At 62.4% G+C, this 17,625-nt stretch carries 15 protein-coding genes; 10 read left to right on the top strand and 5 right to left on the bottom strand.

Annotation, left to right across the window (positions count from 1 at the left end; all coding sequences use genetic code 11):
* Positions 1-31 precede the first annotated feature (31 nt).
* Both ACP7AL_RS03820 and ACP7AL_RS03815 read right to left on the bottom strand, forming a co-directional pair.
* Positions 32-523 (bottom strand): DUF1801 domain-containing protein, encoded by a 492-nt coding sequence (locus ACP7AL_RS03820; RefSeq protein WP_425989042.1) that lies wholly within the window; start codon positions 521-523, stop codon positions 32-34.
* 7 nt (positions 524-530) lie between these two features.
* Complete coding sequence (locus tag ACP7AL_RS03815; protein ID WP_024920564.1) at positions 531-1,181, bottom strand: DedA family protein; 651 nt, start codon at positions 1,179-1,181, stop codon at positions 531-533.
* Between the two features lie 294 nt (positions 1,182-1,475).
* On the opposite strand from ACP7AL_RS03815, the gene cobS reads away from it, so the two are divergent.
* The 3 genes from cobS (at position 1,476) to ACP7AL_RS03800 (ending at position 5,607) form a co-directional block, all read left to right on the top strand.
* Complete coding sequence (gene cobS, locus ACP7AL_RS03810) at positions 1,476-2,471, top strand: cobaltochelatase subunit CobS (protein ID WP_425989039.1); 996 nt, start codon at positions 1,476-1,478, stop codon at positions 2,469-2,471.
* 210 nt (positions 2,472-2,681) lie between these two features.
* Positions 2,682-4,577 carry a cobaltochelatase subunit CobT gene (gene cobT / locus ACP7AL_RS03805; RefSeq protein ID WP_006022421.1) on the top strand — a complete coding sequence of 632 codons (1,896 nt, stop codon included), beginning with the start codon at positions 2,682-2,684 and terminating at the stop codon, positions 4,575-4,577.
* A gap of 4 nt (positions 4,578-4,581) precedes the next feature.
* Complete coding sequence (locus ACP7AL_RS03800) at positions 4,582-5,607, top strand: esterase-like activity of phytase family protein (RefSeq protein WP_024920563.1); 1,026 nt, start codon at positions 4,582-4,584, stop codon at positions 5,605-5,607.
* Positions 5,608-5,799: 192 nt separating this feature from the next.
* Here ACP7AL_RS03800 and rpmB read toward each other — a convergent pair whose 3' ends face one another.
* On the bottom strand, positions 5,800-6,093 hold the full coding sequence (gene rpmB / locus ACP7AL_RS03795) for a 50S ribosomal protein L28 (protein ID WP_006022419.1): 294 nt from the start codon (positions 6,091-6,093) through the stop codon (positions 5,800-5,802).
* 382 nt (positions 6,094-6,475) lie between these two features.
* Here rpmB and ACP7AL_RS03790 point away from each other — a divergent pair, with 382 nt between their 5' ends.
* From ACP7AL_RS03790 to ACP7AL_RS03770, 5 genes are all read left to right on the top strand, one after another.
* Positions 6,476-7,312 (top strand): DUF3108 domain-containing protein, encoded by an 837-nt coding sequence (locus ACP7AL_RS03790; RefSeq protein ID WP_425989035.1) that lies wholly within the window; start codon positions 6,476-6,478, stop codon positions 7,310-7,312.
* Positions 7,313-7,659: 347 nt separating this feature from the next.
* Positions 7,660-11,022 (top strand): helicase-related protein, encoded by a 3,363-nt coding sequence (locus ACP7AL_RS03785; protein ID WP_425989033.1) that lies wholly within the window; start codon positions 7,660-7,662, stop codon positions 11,020-11,022.
* Position 11,023: 1 nt separating this feature from the next.
* The gene (locus ACP7AL_RS03780; protein WP_425989030.1) at positions 11,024-11,293 is read left to right on the top strand and encodes an RNA-binding S4 domain-containing protein; all 270 of its coding nucleotides are present in this window, start codon (positions 11,024-11,026) and stop codon (positions 11,291-11,293) included.
* A 93-nt stretch (positions 11,294-11,386) separates the two neighbouring features.
* On the top strand, positions 11,387-11,725 hold the full coding sequence (fdxA, locus tag ACP7AL_RS03775; RefSeq protein WP_006022415.1) for a ferredoxin FdxA: 339 nt from the start codon (positions 11,387-11,389) through the stop codon (positions 11,723-11,725).
* A gap of 385 nt (positions 11,726-12,110) precedes the next feature.
* Positions 12,111-12,896 carry a CarD family transcriptional regulator gene (locus tag ACP7AL_RS03770; RefSeq protein WP_425989027.1) on the top strand — a complete coding sequence of 262 codons (786 nt, stop codon included), beginning with the start codon at positions 12,111-12,113 and terminating at the stop codon, positions 12,894-12,896.
* A 117-nt stretch (positions 12,897-13,013) separates the two neighbouring features.
* Here the strand turns inward: ACP7AL_RS03770 and ACP7AL_RS03765 are convergent, their stop codons facing one another.
* Both ACP7AL_RS03765 and ACP7AL_RS03760 read right to left on the bottom strand, forming a co-directional pair.
* The gene (locus tag ACP7AL_RS03765) at positions 13,014-14,501 is read right to left on the bottom strand and encodes a M48 family metalloprotease (protein ID WP_425989024.1); all 1,488 of its coding nucleotides are present in this window, start codon (positions 14,499-14,501) and stop codon (positions 13,014-13,016) included.
* 4 nt (positions 14,502-14,505) lie between these two features.
* Positions 14,506-15,315, bottom strand: coding sequence for a thermonuclease family protein (locus tag ACP7AL_RS03760; protein ID WP_425989022.1), 810 nt, complete (start codon positions 15,313-15,315; stop codon positions 14,506-14,508).
* A 284-nt stretch (positions 15,316-15,599) separates the two neighbouring features.
* Between ACP7AL_RS03760 and ACP7AL_RS03755 the strand changes: the two genes are divergently transcribed.
* Both ACP7AL_RS03755 and ACP7AL_RS03750 read left to right on the top strand, forming a co-directional pair.
* Positions 15,600-16,745, top strand: a complete 1,146-nt coding sequence (locus tag ACP7AL_RS03755) for an ABC transporter substrate-binding protein (RefSeq protein WP_425990014.1) — start codon at positions 15,600-15,602, stop codon at positions 16,743-16,745.
* A gap of 58 nt (positions 16,746-16,803) precedes the next feature.
* Positions 16,804-17,592: an enoyl-CoA hydratase gene (locus ACP7AL_RS03750; RefSeq protein WP_425989020.1), complete on the top strand. Its 789-nt coding sequence runs from the start codon at positions 16,804-16,806 to the stop codon at positions 17,590-17,592.
* Positions 17,593-17,625: the final 33 nt, after the last annotated feature.

Below are 17,625 nucleotides of genomic sequence, written 5' to 3'. Positions count from 1 at the left end.
GGTTCGCGCTGTTTCTTTGAAACGGCCTTCTTTACCCCGATTGCTTTTTTCTTCGACGCAGCCTTGTTCTTCGAAGGCGTCTTGTTTTTCGAAGAGACTTTGCGCGCGCGTGATAGGTCAGCGCCAGCCCGACGCAGTGGCGCAGCGCGTTTTCCGGAATCCGCGTTGCCACCTTGAACAGGATACTGCGGTCGCCGCCGTACTCCATCTGCGTCGGATAAAGCTCCCGGAAGGTCTCAACGAGATCGGTCTGGCAATGGAAATACATCGCGACGCGGCCGTCGGATTTTTCGCGGTCGATACGGATCGTGCTGCCGCTGCCGGTTTCAGTCGTGAGATAGCTGGGCTGGCCCCATTTCAGCGTTTCCTCCAGCGGACCGACACCGTCGATGGTTTCCGCGGTCTCGAAAATGATGGCACGCAGCTTCATCAGTTTAGCGCGGACGTCCTCGGGGTAGGCCGCGAAAACCTTCGCGACATTGCTGTCGTTGAAGGTCCCGCTCCGTCCGGTATTGCGCTTCATGGAATGCTCACTGCTGGCTGGAGCGCTTCTCGGCCGGAGCAGCCGTTTTGCGCCGGCTGTGCCAGTAGTGAACCGCGACCACGATCGTCCCGATCGCGATGATGCCGCCGACCAGCGGGAATCCATAGTGTTCGACTTTGGCGCCCCATCGCTCGGCAACGGAACCGGCGAGAAGGCCCGGCAATACATGCGCCGGCGCCCATAACAGGCAGGCCGCGATGCTTGCGGGATAAAAGCGGCGCGGTGGCATGCCGAGTGCGCCAGCCACGACCGGGACGAGCGCGCGGACCGGCGGGACGAAACGCGCGAAGAACACCGCAAATGTCCCGTAACGGTGAAAGAACTCCTCGCTTTGCGCCATGACCGCCGGGTATTTCGACATCGGCCATGATGTCAGGATCTCGCGCTGGCTGACGTAGCCGATCGAGTAGGCGAGAGCTTCTCCGATCACCGCGCCGGCGATGGCGGAAGCCAGGACCGGTGTGAGGCCAAGGCTGCCGGCGGGGATCAGGGCGCTGAGGGCCAGAATGACGGTCGATCCCGGAACGAGCGTGCCCAGGATAGGAATGGCTTCGAGAAACGCCGCCAGGAAAATCGCGGCATAGGCAAGCTCGGCGTGAAGCGAGACGAAGCCGATCAACTGATTGAGGTAATTCACGGGAGGTCCACTGCCGGCGTCAGACGGTAAAATACACCGCAGGAACCGGCGGCGAAGCGGCGAGATCGGCTCTCAAAAACGACAAAACCGGCTCCAGACACCCGGCGCGTATGGTCACAATCGCAGGGCAGACCTACCAAACGCGCAAAAATAGCTTATCTCAATGAAAATACACTGGAACTTTCATTGTATGGTGGGCTTCTGCCGTTTGCATCTGTCTGCTAGGTTGAATCACGCACCCCACCCGCAGCAAGCACGTCTGGTTTCGGGAGCATCCGGGACCACGGAGGATTGATGAGCGCCGCCACGACTCTATCGCAGGAACCCACGAACCTCCCCGACATGAAAGTGTCGGTTCGTCAGGTCTTCGGTATCGACAGCGATCTCGAGGTTCCTGCCTATTCCAACAGCGATCCCCATGTGCCCGACGTCGACTCGGATTATCGTTTCGACCGCGCCACCACGCTCGCGATCCTCGCCGGTTTCTCCAAGAACCGCCGCGTCATGGTCACCGGCTTCCACGGCACCGGAAAGTCGACGCACATCGAGCAGGTCGCGGCCCGCCTCAACTGGCCTTGCGTGCGCGTCAACCTCGACAGCCACATCAGCCGTATCGATCTCGTCGGCAAGGACTCCATCGTCGTCAAGGATGGCAAGCAGGTCACCGAGTTCCGTGACGGCATCCTGCCGTGGGCGCTTCAGCACAACGTCGCGCTGGTGTTCGACGAGTACGACGCCGGCCGCCCGGACGTGATGTTCGTGATCCAGCGCGTGCTGGAAGTCTCCGGCCGCCTGACGCTGCTCGACCAGAATAAGGTCATCAAGCCGCATCCGGCGTTCCGCCTGTTCTCGACCGCCAACACCATCGGTCTCGGCGACACCTCGGGCCTCTATCACGGCACCCAGCAGATCAACCAGGGTCAGATGGACCGCTGGTCGATCGTGACCACGCTGAACTATCTGCCGCATGACGAGGAAGTCGAGATCGTGCTCGCCAAGGCGAAGCACTATCGCACCGATGCCGGCCGCGACACTGTCAACAAGATGGTCCGTCTTGCGGACCTCACGCGCAACGCGTTCGCCAACGGCGACCTGTCGACGGTGATGTCGCCGCGCACCGTCATCACCTGGGCTGAGAACGCCGAGATCTTCGGCGACATCGGCTTCGCATTCCGCGTCACCTTCCTGAACAAGTGCGACGAGCTTGAGCGTCCGCTGGTGGCGGAGTTCTATCAGCGCTGCTTTAATGCGGAGCTGCCGGAATCTTCGGTGAATGTCGCGCTGAGCTGACGTCTTCTGCGCGAGTCATCGCGTGCGCTGGTTGAATCCCTCCCCCTTGCGGGGAGGGTCGGCCGAGCGAAGCGGAGGCCGGGGTTGGGGGTCGACGCAGTACAGAACTTGTAGCTCCCCACCCGACGCATCGTTCGCTTCGCTCTCGATGCGCCACCCTCCCCGCAAGGGGGAGGGAGTCAGAAAGCGAAGCGTGAGGTCCACGCCGCAATGAGCACGTCCAATATCAAGTTCAGGACCGGGTCGAAGGAATCTCCGACAGAGCCGTTCAAGCGCGCGGTGACGTCCGCATTGCGGGCCATCGCCAAGCAGCCTGAACTTGAAGTGACGTTTGCCGCCGAACGTCCGGGCCTCTCGCCCGGCAAGGCGCGGCTGCCCGAACCGGCGCGCAAGCTGACCCGCAAGGACGCGGCGATCGTGCGCGGCCATGCCGATTCAATTGCACTGCGCATCGCCTGTCACGACCCGAAGGTTCACCGCAAGCTGGTGCCGGGCAATCCGCAGGCGCGCGGCGTGTTCGATGCCGTCGAGCAGGCCCGCGTCGAGGCCATCGGCGCCAAGCGGATGAGCGGCGTCGCCAAGAACCTCACCGCGATGCTCGACGATCATTTCCATCGCGGCAAATACGACGAGATCACCGACCGCGCCGATGCGCCGCTGGCCGATGCGCTGGCGATGATGGTGCGCGAACGGCTGACCGGCCAGGCGCCGCCGGCGGCAGCGCGCAAGATGGTCGATCTGTGGCGGCCGATCCTCGAAGACAAGATCGGTGCGCGTCTCGACCGATTGAAGGAGTTCACCGAAGATCAAACACGCTTCGGCGATGTGGTTCACGATCTGCTGGACGCGCTTGAGCTTGGCGACGAGAGCAATGCCGATCAGGACGAGGACGACAATCAGGACGAGAACCGCGACGGCGAAAAGGATCAGTCCGGCGCGGACGGCTCACCCGACACCGAGTCGGCGGAGGAGATGAGCGCCGACCAGTCGCAATCCTCCACCGAGGAGATGTCGGAAAACGCCATGGAGAGCGCGCAGGCGTCCGCCAGCGATGCGTTCGACGACAACGAGATGGGCGAGGACGAATCGCCGGGCGAGGCGCATCGCCCGCCCAGCCGCGGCGGCAACGAGCCGCGCGGGCCGGAGTATCATGCCTTTGCGCCGAAATTCGACGAGGTCGTGTCGGCGGAAGATCTATGCGAGCACGACGAACTGGAGCGCCTGCGCAGCTATCTCGACAAGCAGCTCGCGCATTTGCAGCACATCGTGGCGCGGCTGGCCAATCGCCTGCAGCGCAAGCTGATGGCGCAGCAGAACCGCGCCTGGGATTTCGATCTCGAGGAAGGCATTCTCGATCCGGCGCGGCTGTCGCGTGTGGTCACCGATCCGTTCCATCCGCTGTCGTTCATGCACGAGAAGGAAGCGACCTTCCGCGACACGGTGGTGACGCTGCTGCTCGACAATTCCGGCTCGATGCGCGGCCGTCCCATCACGGTAGCTGCGACCTGCGCCGACATTCTGGCGCGGACGCTGGAGCGCTGCGGCGTCAAGGTCGAGATTCTCGGCTTCACCACGCGGGCGTGGAAGGGCGGTCAGTCGCGCGAGGCGTGGCTGGCGGCGGGCAAGCCTGCCAATCCGGGCCGCCTCAACGATCTGCGTCACATCATCTACAAGTCGGCGGACGCGCCATGGCGGCGCGCGCGCAAGAACCTTGGCCTGATGATGCGCGAGGGCCTGCTCAAGGAAAACATCGACGGCGAAGCGCTCGACTGGGCGCACAAGCGCCTGCTCGGGCGCTCGGAGCAGCGCAAGATCCTGATGATGATTTCGGACGGTGCGCCGGTGGACGACTCGACGCTGTCGGTCAATCCGGGCAACTATCTCGAGCGGCATCTGCGTCACATCATCGAAGAGATCGAGACCCGCTCGCCGGTCGAACTGATCGCGATCGGTATCGGCCACGACGTGACGCGCTACTATCGCCGCGCGGTCACCATCGTGGATGCGGAAGAACTCGGCGGCGCCATCACCGAGAAGCTGGCCGAGCTTTTCACCGAGACTCATACTGAGGCTCCGACGCCGCGCCGCCGCAGACTGCATTCCTGAGATCATGGCCATCGACATCAGCCGCCGGTCGTTTCTGCGGAACGCCATGGCGGCGCTTCCGGCCGGCATGTTGGGCGCAGGCGCAGAGTTCGCGCACGCGCAAACCTCTTCCGTCGAGGTCAACGCCCGCAGGATCGAGTCGTTCGATCCACGCGATGCCTCTCACATCCGCTATGGTTCGCTGGAATTCCGCAGCGGCCTGGTGCTGACGTCATCGTTTCGCGGCTTCGGCGGCCTGTCGGGATTGCGGCTGGATAAAAAGGGCGAACAGTTCATCGCCCTGAGCGACAAGGGGAACTGGTTCACCGGCCGGATCGCCTATCGCGGCAAGGTCATGACTGGACTTGCCGATGTGAAGTCCGCGCCGATGCTGGACAGCGACGGCAAGAAGATTACAGCGCGCGGCTGGTTCGACAGCGAGTCCCTCGCTCTCGATGGTTCGACCGTCTATGTGGGTCTCGAGCGGGTCAATCAGATCCTGCGGTTCGATTTCAGCAAGGGCGGGATCAGGTCGCGCGGGGAGATCGTGCCGGTGCCGCCCGAAATCGGCAAGTTGCCCTTCAACAAGGGGCTGGAAACGCTGGTATTCGTTCCCAAGGGACAGCCGCTCGCCGGCACGCTGATCGCGATTTCGGAGCGCGGGCTTGATGCGTCGGGAAACATCCAGGGCTTTCTGCTCGGCGGCCCGTCGCCGGGACAGTTCTCCGTCAGGCTGACGAAAAATTTCGATATCAGCGATGCCACCCTGCTGCCGTCCGGCGATCTTTTGCTGCTCGAACGGAAATTTTCGATGCTGGAAGGTGTCGGCATCCGGATTCGCAGGGTGCCGCTCGCCTCCGTCGTTCCCGGTGCGGTGATTGATGGGCCGACAATTTTTGAGGTCGATCTCGGCTACGAGATCGACAACATGGAAGGCATCGACACCCATGTCACGGCGGACGGCGATACGGTCGTGACCATGGTGTCCGACGATAATTTCTCGATGATCCAGCGCACGCTGTTGCTGCAGTTCACGCTCGTTGAGGAGTGACTGTTATCGTCCACCGCTCGCGTTTTCTTCGTTATTGCGAGCGAAGCGAAGCAATCCACTCTTTGAAACGGAAAGAAATGGATTGCTTCGTCGCTACGCTCCTCGCAATGACGGTGTCTGCTTCGCACGAAAACAAAAAAAGACCGGGTCGAAACCCGGCCTCTTTGAAATCTTAAATTGCGGATCGAAGGATCAGCTCGCAGCGGCGAGCTTCTTCTTTTCGATCTGGCGCTTCAGCTCGACCGCCTTCGGCGACAGGTCGCCGGAGTTGGCCTTGAGCAGGAACGCGTCGAGACCGCCGTTGTGATCGACCGACTTCAGCGCATTGGTCGAGACGCGCAGGCGCACGTTGCGGCCCAGCGTTTCCGAGATCAGGGTGACGTTGCACAGGTTCGGCAGGAACCGGCGCTTGGTCTTGTGGTTCGAGTGGCTGACCTTGTGGCCAACCTGAGGGCCCTTGGCCGTCAATTCGCAGCGCCGAGACATCGTGTAATCCTTTGGCGAAACCTAGTATCGCCCCGGACCGCCCAAAGGGGTCACGTGGGGGTTTAAACCGTCCATTTCAGGAACGGCGGAGCTATAAGGGGCTGGCGGCCCAGCGTCAAGGTTGAGGCGCGATTTCAGCGGCTTTTCTGTGCGCCAGGGGGCAGGCCGCGGCAGCTGGAAATGACGATTTTCCCCGTCAAACCAGTGATTTCCTAACATATAATCGACGTAATCCGTGACCAGACAGATATCTGAGGCTATCGATACGACTTTCGCGGCCTATTCGGGAACAAGTCCCGCAGACGCTGCGCCCGGTGGCTCCGGTCAATCGCTGGTCAGCAGGATTTCGTCGGCAATGCCCCGGTTCCCAAAGCTTTCTTGGATGCTCTCCCGGACCGCCCAAACCCAGCTTTGTCTGGGTATTGTGGCCGTAGCGGGCCTGTTGGCGATGTCTGCCTGCCCGGCCAGCGCCCAGGGCCGTCTGGACGCCAAGTATGAAGCAACGCTCGCGGGCCTTCCGATCGGCAAGGGCGCCTGGGTCGTCGATGTGTCCGAGGATCAGTATTCGGCAGCCGTCAGCGGCGCCACCACCGGATTGATGAAATCCATCGGCGGCGGCAATGGCACCGGCACCTCGCAGGGACGCATCACAGCGGGCCAGTTCGCGCCGCTGAGCTATATTTCGACGGTCAATTACGGAAAAAAGGCGGAAGTCATCCGCATCACGCTGGGCGGCGGCAATATCAAGGATTCATCCATCGAGCCGAAGCCCGACGAGAATCCGGATCGGATTCCGGTCACCGAGGCGCATCGCCGCAATGTTCTTGATCCGATGACGGGTGCGCTGCTGAAGGTTGCGGGCACCGGTGATCCGGTCGGCCCCGAGGCCTGCCGCAAGACGCTGTCGGTATTCGACGGCAGGATGCGCTACGATCTGCGCCTTGAATACAAGCGCATGGAAGCTGTGAAGGCTGAAAAGGGCTATCACGGCCCGGTTGTGGTCTGTGCCGTCTACTTCACGCCGATCGCGGGCTACGTCCCGGATCGCGCCTCGATCAAGTACGTGGCCGCCCAGCGCAACATGGAAATATGGTTTGCGCCCATCGCCGGCACGCGGGTGCTGGCGCCTTTCAGAATTACAATTCCGACCCCGCTCGGCACCGGCATGATCGAGGCGACGGAGTTCATCTCGGTGCAGAAGACGGCCAAGACGAACTGACAAACCCGGCCAGCATTGACCGCCGCGAGGATGATTCAGGAACGAATCTCACCGTGAATCGTGTTGACTCTCCGGCCAATCCGATTCGACTCCGGATTTAACGATTTCATTCAAATCTGGCCGCGCGCGGAGCATCTTCAAACTTCATCTAGTATCGCCATCTATTGGTTTGTGCGACATGTTGAGGCGATCTGGGCAGACTCACTGCGAGTCAGCGATTCGGGCTTCTTTCGTTCCTTAACCGTTCCAAACCTTAAGTCGCGGCGCGAAAAGCGTCGCATTGTGAGACACTTCCTTCAAACTTGCTGCGGCGTCCGCGTCGTGTGCGTCATGCGGACCTCTCGATTATGCCTCTGTCGTCTTCCGTTCCGCTGTTTTCGAATGAGCGCGCCCCCGGAGCCGGTGTTACGGCGGTGCTGGGCCCGACCAACACCGGCAAGACCCATCTCGCCATCGAGCGGATGCTGGCCCACTCGTCGGGCATCATCGGTCTGCCGCTGCGTCTCCTGGCGCGCGAGGTCTACAACAAGATCGCCGCGCGGGCCGGAGCGGGCGCGGTCGCGCTCATCACCGGCGAAGAAAAGATCAAGCCGCCTCATGCGCGCTATTGGGTCTCCACCGTCGAGGCGATGCCCCGCGATCTCGATGTGTCGTTTCTGGCCGTCGACGAAATCCAGATCGCGGCTGATCTCGAGCGCGGTCACGTCTTCACCGACAGGATTCTGAACCGGCGCGGACGGGACGAAACCCTGCTGCTTGGCGCGGCCACGATGCGGCCGATCATCGAGCGGCTGCTGCCTGGCGTGAACATCGTCACCCGGCCGCGATTGTCGCAACTCGAATTCGCCGGCGACCGCAAGATCACCCGGCAGCCGCGGCGAACTGCTATCGTCGCGTTCTCGGCGGATGAAGTCTATGCCATCGCCGAACTGATCCGGCGTCAGCACGGCGGCGCTGCCGTTGTGCTGGGCTCATTGTCGCCGCGCACCCGAAATGCGCAGGTGGACATGTTCCAGTCCGGCGATGTCGATTATCTCGTTGCCACCGATGCGGTCGGCATGGGCCTCAATCTCGATGTCGATCATGTGGCGTTCGCGTCGGACCGCAAATACGACGGCTATCAGTTCCGCCGGCTGACACCCGCCGAGTTCGCGCAGATCGCAGGCCGCGCCGGCCGCGCGACGCGCGACGGGACGTTCGGAACCACCGGGCGCTGTGCGCCGTTCGAGCCCGAACTGGTCAATGCGCTTCAGAACCACACGTTCGACAGCGTAAAGATGTTGCAGTGGCGGAACGCGCGGCTGGATTTCTCCTCGCTGGGCGCGCTCCAGGTCTCGCTGGCGCTGACGCCGAACCATGAAGCCCTGACCCGCGCGCCGATCGCCGAGGACATCCGCGTGCTCGACCATGCGGCCCGTGATGAAGATGTTCGGGATATGGCCAAGGGCGCGGCGGCCGTGGAACGGCTCTGGGAAGCCTGCCAGATTCCCGACTACCGCAAGCTGTCGCCGGCCGCCCATGCCGAACTTGTCACCACGCTGTATGGGTTCTTGATGCGGAAGGGCCGTATTCCGGACAACTGGTTTGAGGCCCAGATCGCACAAACTGACCGCACAGACGGCGATATCGACACGTTATCGGCCCGGATTGCCCAGATACGGACCTGGACATTCGCGGCAAATCGTCCCGATTGGCTGGTGGACCCCGAGCGCTGGCAGGCAATTGCCCGCGCCGTCGAGGATAAATTGTCGGATGCCCTGCATGAACGGCTAACTGAGCGTTTCGTTGATCGCCGGACCAGTGTATTGATGCGGCGCTTGCGGGAAAACACGATGCTGAATACTGAGATTGGGAAGACGGGCGAAGTGATCGTAGAGGGCCATATGATTGGCCGTCTCGACGGATTCATGTTCGCGCCGGAGTCCGCTGAAGCGGGCTCCGATGCGAAGGCCTTGCAGGCCGCGGCGCTCAAGGCGCTGGCCGGTGAAATCGATGCGCGCGCCGAAAAGCTTTCAAAGGCACCGGACGAACAGTTCGTGCTGGCGTCCGATGGAACGCTGCGCTGGACCGGCGACGCCGTCGCCAAGCTTGTCGCGGCCGACGATGCGTTGCATCCGCGTATCCGCATCATTGCGGACGAACGGCTGACTGGCCCGTCACGCGAGGCCGTGCAGACGCGGCTCGATCTGTGGCTGAAGACGCATATCGAAAAAATTCTCGGGCCGATGTTCGAACTGTCGAAGGCGGAGGATGTCACCGGCATCGCGCGCGGCATCGCCTTCCAGTTGATCGAGGCGCTCGGCGTGCTGGAGCGGCCGAGGATCGCTGCCGAGATGAAGGATCTCGATCAGCCGTCGCGCGCGAGCCTGCGCAAGTACGGCGTGCGGTTCGGCGCCTATCACATTTTTCTCCCCGCATTGTTGAAGCCGGCCGCGCGCGGTCTGGCATCGCTGTTGTGGGGACTGAAGCGCGACAACGTGGACTGGTCGGCACTGACCGGTGCGCAGCATCTGGCGGCAAGCGGCCGTACCTCGTTCCCGGCGGACAAGGCGCTCGATCAGGAGGCCTACCGCACGCTCGGCTACAAGCTGTGCGGCGACCGCGCGGTGCGTGTCGATATTCTGGAACGTCTCGCGGATCTTATTCGCCCTGCGCTGTCGTGGCGTCCTGGTTCGCCCGGCGACAAGCCGGCCGGCGCGTTCGACGGCCGCTCGTTCACGGCGACACAGGCCATGACATCGCTCACGGGCTCCGCTGGCGAAGATTTTGCCTCGATCCTGAAGGCGCTCGGCTATCGCATGGAGAAGCGTCCGCCGCTGCCGGAGGTTGTCGCGCCGCCAGTCGCTGCGGAAACCGTGGCTGATGCGACGGCTGAAACAGCGGACACCGCTTCGGTCTCCGAAGCGGTCGTTGCCGAGCCCGAAGTTGCCGCGGCAACCGATTCGATCGCAGATGTTACGAACGACGCGACGACTGAGGCGGTGCCCTCTGCCGAATCCGTTCCTGCGGATACATCCGCGTCGCGCTTGCCTGAAGTGAACTTCGCGCCGCCATCGGAAACCTCAGAACCTGTGGCGGAAGCCGCCGCTGAGACATCTTCCGAGCCGGCCGTTGTCACCGAAGCCACTGAAACAGCGGCTGTTGAAGCGCCTGCTGGCGACGTTGCATCCGATCAGACTGCGACTGAGGCGCCGGTTTCTGCAGAACCGGTCCTGGTCGAAGTCTGGCGGCCGGGCGGACGTTCGGACGAGCGCCGTCCGCGTCATGATCGCAGCCGCTACAAGGGGCCGGATAAATCCGCCGCTCCCGCAGCCGAAGGTGAAGCCGCTTCCGGCGATGACAAGCGCGAGCGTCATGGCCGCCATCGCCGCGACCGTAACAACGAGCATCGCCGGCCACGCCCCGACGCTCCGGCGGTTGCCGCGGAAGGCGCAGATGCCGCGCAGGCGCGCCCGCCGCGTGACGACAAGGGCGGCCGTCCGCGCGAAGGCTTCAAGGGCAAGGACCGCAATCAGGAGCGCGGCAAGGGCAAGTTCGACAAGCGCGGCCGCGACGGGCGCAAGGATGACCGCGACCGCAGCGGCGGCTCGCATCGCACCTACGCGACCAGCGCCACGCCGCGCGAGCGCGATCGTCCCGCCGATCCGAACTCGCCGTTTGCAAAGCTGGCGGCGCTCAAGGAGCAGCTTGCGGGCAACCGCAAGGAATAATTTGGATCGTCAGCGCCTCGACAAGTGGCTGTGGCACGCGCGGATCGTCAAGACCCGGGTCGATGCCGCGGCTCTGGTCGCAAAAGGGCGCGTTCGCATCAACGGTATGCGCCAGACGTCACCGGGACATGCGGTGAAGGCAGACGACGTCCTCACCATCGTGCTCGACAGCCGGGTTCGTGTGCTCAAGATCACCGGATTCGTGGACCGGCGAGGGGATGCGGCTGCGGGACGCGCAATCTACGCTGATTTACAAACGCCTCCCGAGTAACTAGTTGCCTCTCATTACGGGCAGAACTTCCCTTGCGGCGATGCACATCCTGCGCTACGCCAAACTGAAAATTTAGACCTTCCGGAGCTTTGGATGACGTACGTCGTCACTGAAAACTGCATCAAGTGCAAGTACATGGACTGCGTGGAAGTTTGCCCCGTGGATTGCTTCTACGAGGGCGAGAACATGCTGGTGATCCATCCGGACGAATGCATCGACTGCGGTGTGTGCGAACCTGAATGCCCGGCGGACGCGATCAAGCCCGACACCGAGCCCAGCCTGGAGAAGTGGCTGGAGGTGAACGCGGAATACGCCAAGTCCTGGCCCAACATCACCCAGAAGAAAGACGCGCCCGACGACGCCAAGGAATTTGACGGCGTCGAGGGCAAGTTCGACAAATATTTTTCTGCCAATCCGGGCTCAGGCGACTGATCTGGCTTGCTGACGCCGCCCCCCGGCACGGCTAACTTTTAACCCTACCCAGCGATGAGGGCCTGCCGGACGCCGTCCGGAAGGCGTCGCAGGGCATAAATCATTGATTTTTGCGGGAAATGTGCTATTTTGGGCACATTCAAGAGCCGAACCCCATTTTTGTGTCCCGGTTAGGACTGACGGGTTCCCCGAGAAACCATTGAACAGGGGCGTGGCGTTTCCACGCAAAGGCGCTGTGTCAGACAAATTGCGTCACAAAAAGAACTCCAAAATAAAAGACAAGGGTTCCAAGGATAAGGGCACCAAGAAGGCGTCTGCGATTCGCAGCGCGCCGAAAAAGGATGCTCGCGCATCCGCCCCAACCTCAAAAAACAAAAGAAGCACAATGCCCAACAAAAAAACTGCAAAGCCGTCTGCGAAGGCCCCGGCAAAGTCCGCTGCGAAGCCTGCGAAGACGGTGTCGAAGGCCCCTGTCGCCAAGGCTCCTGTCAAGACCGTTGCCGGCAAGCCCGCCGCGAAGCCGGCTGCGGCCGCACCGCGCGTGGAAGAGCCGAAGAAGCCGCTGACCCAGCGTCAGGGATTCAAGACCAACGAGTTCGTCGTGTATCCGGCGCATGGCGTCGGCCAGATTCTTGCGATCGAAGAGCAGGAAATCGCGGGTGCGCGGCTCGAGCTTTTCGTCATCAACTTCATCAAGGACAAGATGACCCTGCGGGTGCCGACGGCGAAGGTCGCCAATGTGGGCATGCGCAAGCTGTCGGATCCCTCGCTGGTGAAGCGCGCGCTGGAAACCCTGAAGGGCCGTGCGCGCATCAAGCGCACCATGTGGTCGCGCCGTGCGCAGGAATACGAAGCAAAGATCAATTCGGGCGACATCGTCGCGATTGCCGAAGTGGTCCGCGACCTGTTCCGTTCGGAGTCGCAGCCAGAGCAGTCCTACAGCGAACGTCAGCTTTATGAAGCGGCGCTCGATCGCCTGTCGCGCGAAATCGCCGTCGTTCAGCACGTGACGGAAACCGAGGCGGTCAAGGAGATCGAGTCGAATCTCGCCAAGAGCCCCCGCCGCGGCGCAGCCAAGGCTGATGCCGATGCGGGCGCCGACGCAGTTTCCGACGACGCTGATGAGGGCGACGAGGGAGATGACTCGGTATCGGCCGACGAAGCGGCCTGATCTCGTCGACAACAATTGAAATGAAAAGCCCGGCCTTGGAGCCGGGCTTTTTTATGGAGAATTATTTGTCAGGGCGTGACGTTGTCACAACGCCGGGTCTCACTTTCGGGATCATGCCTAATCCACGACGATCTTCACGCGATCGCGCGGCTTCACCGTTGAGCGGCTGTCGAAACCGTTCAGAACGCGAAACCGGTCAACCGGACGATCGACGCCCTGCATCCGGGACGCCAGCGATTCAATGGTGTCACCGGGCTGTACGGTCACGATCTTGATCCGCAGCGGCCGCGCGGCCTGAATCTCGGCAAGCGTCAGACGCCGGAATGAATTCACCGTTTCGCGGAAGCTGCGATCGGCCTCGGGTGTTTTCTTCTTCGCCGCGAAAATGAAGCGGTAGACATCACTGCCGAAACGCAGGGCGTAAATCCTGAACTGCCATTGATCGCCGCTGGCCGTCGCGGTGGCGGACGGAAAGCCGTTGATGCTCGTGTCCTCGGTTGAGGATTTGTCGACATTCTCCATCCAGCCGGAATTGAGATAGTCGCCAAGCGACTGCTCCGCGGGGACGCGCACCACGTCGAAGCGCATCGCCTGGGTGCCGCCTTCGCGAACGCCAACGACGGCCTGCGCGGTGTTCTCCAGCACGAAGCCGTCCGGCACCTGGAACGTGAAGCCAAGTTTGGGATGCAGGAAGCGGCGTCCGCGCACAAACCCTTCGCTGGGATCTTCGCCATAGACAAGATTGTCGATGGCGGAGAGATAGGTGTCGCGGTCGCGTTCGCCGGCTTCGGGCGATGAATATTGCCGTGCGTTGGCCTGCGCATTCTGGACACGCTCGGGCGTTGCCGGGTGTGACGACAGGAAGTCCAGCGAGCGCGGATCGGCCGGCGCACGGCTGGCCTTGAGCGCTGCGTTGCGTTCCATCGCGGTGAGGAAGCGCGCCGCGCCGAACGGATCGAACTTGGCGCGCGCCGAGATGCCGACACCGATTCCGTCGGCTTCGAATTCCTGTGCGCGCGAAAAGCTCGCCATCGTCAGCTTGGTCTTGGCCAGCGCCAGCGCGTTCATATCGGGGTCATTGCCCATATCGGCGACGACGCGGGTGACCACGGCGGCCTGCTTGGCCTGGTCTTCGCGGATTGCCGCATGCTTGGCGAGCACATGCGCCATCTCGTGGGCGAGTACGGAAGACAATTCGGACGTATCGCTGGCGAGTGCGATCAGGCCGCGCGTGACATAGAGCTGCCCGGTCGGAAGCGCGAAGGCGTTGACCGCGCCGGAATTCAGGATCGTCACCTTGTAGGTGAGATCAGGCCGCTCGGAGGCCGCGACAAGGCGATCGACGGTCTTGGTGATCAGCGCTTCCAGCCGCGGATCGTCATACGATCCGCCGTAGGATGAGATGATGCGGCTGTGTTCGCGCTCGGTGGCCGGCGTCTGGGCCGCGGGCTTGTTCGGTTTGACGGGAGCGAAACCGGGGCTTGACGCGGTCTGGAACCGGCCAAGGTCTCCGCAGGCGCCCAGCGCCAATGACGCGCACAGCGAAGCGGCCGCAAAAACGCGGCTGAGGTTCCTGGTTTCGCGTCGGTTGGCAGGTATCGCCACGCCGCTATTTGCCCTCGTCCCTCGGCATCGTGCCGTTCGCGGCCACGTCCGCCGCAGCAATTACCTCGATCTGCCCCGCGTAGGTGACCTCGATCCTTGGCCCGCCACGCTTCTCGATCCAGCCTCGAACCCGAACTCTCTTGTTTTTCAGAGACTTAAGGTCGATCCCGGCGCTTTCCAGCGCCGGCATCATGCGCCTTGAAATAGTCGCGGCAAAGTCCCGTGTCCATCGCCGCCCGAAATTGACGTAAAATACCGCTCCGGCCAAACGGGCCGATGAAACCGTTCCTTCCACCACGGTAAAACGTCCAACTCCCGTCAAAATATCGTCGGTGCTTTCCGCGTTTTTTATGGCAGCGGAACTGGCCCAAATGCCGCGCCTCGCGGCGCGGGCGGCAGCCTCGGCGGTCAGCAGCGCGGTGGAACATGATCTGTCCGTGACAGGCGACGCGAGCGCTTCACCGCGCACCAGGAGTTCGGACTGGATCGGCGTCTCCATGTCTTTCAGAAAGACGAAGGCATGCTGACGTCCATAACGGTCCGGCCCGTCGTCGGAGCTGCGCAGTGTCACATCGCGGCCATCGATCAGGGAAGCCAGAGTTTCCTTCCCGCGCGCGCGTATGTCCCCTGCGGGCTCGATGCCGGCGAGACGTATCTCGCGTCCGTCGCCGAGACGAAACGTACGCATGTCGAGCACGCCGCTGACGCGGCCTTCGCCCTGAAGCGCGAACTCGCATGCGGCGCGAAGGCTGCCGCCACTGCCCGCGGTCAGCAGCACCGCGCAGCAGAATGTGATCGGGATGCGGCGGTTCATCACCACGCTGTCAGGCCTTGCGGGCACGCCGAAGCGAGTTCGGCACCAAACCAGTTTCGACCTGCGGAATGTGTTGCGGCTGACACGTGTGAGTCAAGCCGCACGCGCGTCGACCGATGGCATTTGCAGGGGCGGTTGCTTGCCGCGATGTCAGGGTTGCGCCATGATGAAAGCAACCAAAGATGCCGCCGGGGAAGGCGCGCCATCGACAACGGGAGACAACATTGAAGAAAATCCTCGCAAGCCTCGTGTCATCTGCGCTCGTGATCGGCTCAACCGCCGCGATGGCGCAAGGCAAGCCGCCTTTGAAACTCGGCGCGATCCTCGACATGTCCGGCCTCTATGCCGACATCACCGGCACCGGAAGCGAGACGGCGGCGAAAATGGCCGCGGAGGATTTCGGCGGCGAAGTGCTGGGCCGCAAGATCGAGATCATCGCAGCGGATCATCTCAACAAGGCCGATCTGTCATCGAGCATTGCCCGCGACATGTTCGACAATCAGGGCGTTGAGGCGATCGTCGATGTCGCGGCGTCTGCGACCGCGCTGGCGGCCAACGAGATCGCCAAGGCGCGGGGCAAGATCATCATGTTCAACGGCCCGGGGTCGGTCCGTCTGACCAACGAGGCCTGCGGCCCCTACACCGTGCATTATGTCTTCGACACGTTCGGGCAGGCAAATTCCACCGGCCTCGCGGCTGTAAAGACCGGACTCGATACCTGGTTCTTCCTTCAGGCCGACTATGCGTTCGGACAGGATCTCGAGAAGGATACCTCCGCTGTCGTCACCAAGATGGGCGGCAAGGTGCTCGGCACCGTCAAGCATCCGCTCAACACGTCGGACTTCTCATCTTTTCTGCTGCAGGCACAGGGATCGAAAGCCAAGGTTGTGGGTCTCGCCAATGCGGGCGGCGACACCATCAACGCCATCAAGCAGGCCGCTGAATTCGGCCTGATGAAGGGCGGACAAAAGCTGTCGCCGCTGCTGGCTTTCATCACCGACATCGACAGCATCGGGCTTGAGACCGCGCAGGGCCTCGTGCTGGCGGAAGCGTTCTACTGGGACCTGAATGACGACACCCGCGCGTTCAGCAAGCGTTTCATGGAGAAGGTCAAGCGCGTTCCGACCTCGGCGCAGGCCGGGGTCTATTCATCGGTCACGCATTACCTCAAGGCGGTGAAGGAGGCGGGCACGACCGATTCAGCAGCCGTGATGAAGGTCATGAAGTCGACGCCGATCAACGACATGTTCGCCAAGAACGGAAAGATCCGGGAAGACGGACGCATGGTGCACGACATGTATCTGTTCGAGGTGAAGAAGCCGTCGGAATCGAAGGCGCGGTGGGACGATTACAAGCTGCTGGCGACCATCCCCGGCGATCAGGCCTTCCAGTCGCTCGACGCGTCGCGCTGCCCCCTGATCAAGAAGTAGATCGATCGGCGGCGCCGGTTTGTCCGGCGCTGCTGATGATCCAACACAGGAAATCGCCATGCCCGGTACGATTCTGCAAAGCCTCGATCGCGGTCTCTTGACCATCACCATGAACCGGCCCGAACGGCGCAACGCGATCAACGCCGAAATGTCGGCAGATCTGATCGAGGCGGTGCGGCGGGCGGCGGACGACACCGAAGTCCGGGCTGTGCTTCTGCGCGGCGCCAACGGCACCTTCTGCGTCGGCGGCGACGTCAAGTCGATGGCCGAGAACAAGTCGGAGCTCACCTATGAGGTGAAGCGCGCCAATCTGCGCAAGGGCATGGAAATCTCTCGGCTGCTGCATGAACTGCCAAAGCCGGTGGTGGCGCAGATCGATGGCGCGGCGGCGGGAGCGGGTCTCTCCATTGCGCTGTCCTGCGATCTGCGCGTCGCCGGGGCATCTGCAAAAATCACGACGGCCTTTGCCAAGGTCGGCTTTTCCGGCGACTACGGCGGCACGTATTTCCTGACGCAGATGCTCGGCAGCGCCAAGGCGCGTGAGCTGTATCTGATGTCACCTGTTCTCACAGCGCAGGAAGCGCTTGCGCTCGGAATGGTCACGAAGGTTGTCCCGGATGCAGAGGTCGCCGATGCCGCGACTACGCTCGCGATGTCGCTGGCGCAGGGGCCGACCGTGACGCTCGGCTACATCAAGCGCAACATCAACAATGCCGAGCACCTGTCGCTCGAAGCCTGCTTCGACGCTGAAGCGGCGCATCACACCCGATGCGGCGAAACGGCGGATCATCTGGAAGCCGCCAAAGCGTTCATGGAAAAACGCTCCGCGGTGTTCAAGGGACGCTAGGGCCTGATCCCGACAAGTCGGGACCCGACAAGA

The organism is Afipia sp. DC4300-2b1 (genome assembly GCF_049895725.1).
GTDB classification, from domain to species: domain Bacteria; phylum Pseudomonadota; class Alphaproteobacteria; order Rhizobiales; family Xanthobacteraceae; genus Afipia; species Afipia broomeae.
Note: the sequence above shows the minus strand (reverse complement) of the source record. Positions and strands in the feature narration are given on the sequence as shown.

Bases quoted from the DNA above. Each gene is read 5' to 3' on its own strand.
- rpmB (WP_006022419.1), bottom strand. From the start codon at position 6,093: ATGTCTCGGCGCTGCGAATTGACGGCCAAGGGCCCTCAGGTTGGCCAC.
- ACP7AL_RS03790 (WP_425989035.1), top strand. From the start codon at position 6,476: ATGCTCTCCCGGACCGCCCAAACCCAGCTTTGTCTGGGTATTGTGGCC.
- cobS (WP_425989039.1), top strand. From the start codon at position 1,476: ATGAGCGCCGCCACGACTCTATCGCAGGAACCCACGAACCTCCCCGAC.
- fdxA (WP_006022415.1), top strand. From the start codon at position 11,387: ATGACGTACGTCGTCACTGAAAACTGCATCAAGTGCAAGTACATGGAC.
- ACP7AL_RS03760 (WP_425989022.1), bottom strand. From the start codon at position 15,315: ATGAACCGCCGCATCCCGATCACATTCTGCTGCGCGGTGCTGCTGACC.
- ACP7AL_RS03755 (WP_425990014.1), top strand. From the start codon at position 15,600: ATGGCGCAAGGCAAGCCGCCTTTGAAACTCGGCGCGATCCTCGACATG.
- cobT (WP_006022421.1), top strand. From the start codon at position 2,682: ATGAGCACGTCCAATATCAAGTTCAGGACCGGGTCGAAGGAATCTCCG.
- ACP7AL_RS03785 (WP_425989033.1), top strand. From the start codon at position 7,660: ATGCCTCTGTCGTCTTCCGTTCCGCTGTTTTCGAATGAGCGCGCCCCC.
- ACP7AL_RS03820 (WP_425989042.1), bottom strand. From the start codon at position 523: ATGAAGCGCAATACCGGACGGAGCGGGACCTTCAACGACAGCAATGTC.
- ACP7AL_RS03750 (WP_425989020.1), top strand. From the start codon at position 16,804: ATGCCCGGTACGATTCTGCAAAGCCTCGATCGCGGTCTCTTGACCATC.
- ACP7AL_RS03800 (WP_024920563.1), top strand. From the start codon at position 4,582: ATGGCCATCGACATCAGCCGCCGGTCGTTTCTGCGGAACGCCATGGCG.
- ACP7AL_RS03770 (WP_425989027.1), top strand. From the start codon at position 12,111: ATGCCCAACAAAAAAACTGCAAAGCCGTCTGCGAAGGCCCCGGCAAAG.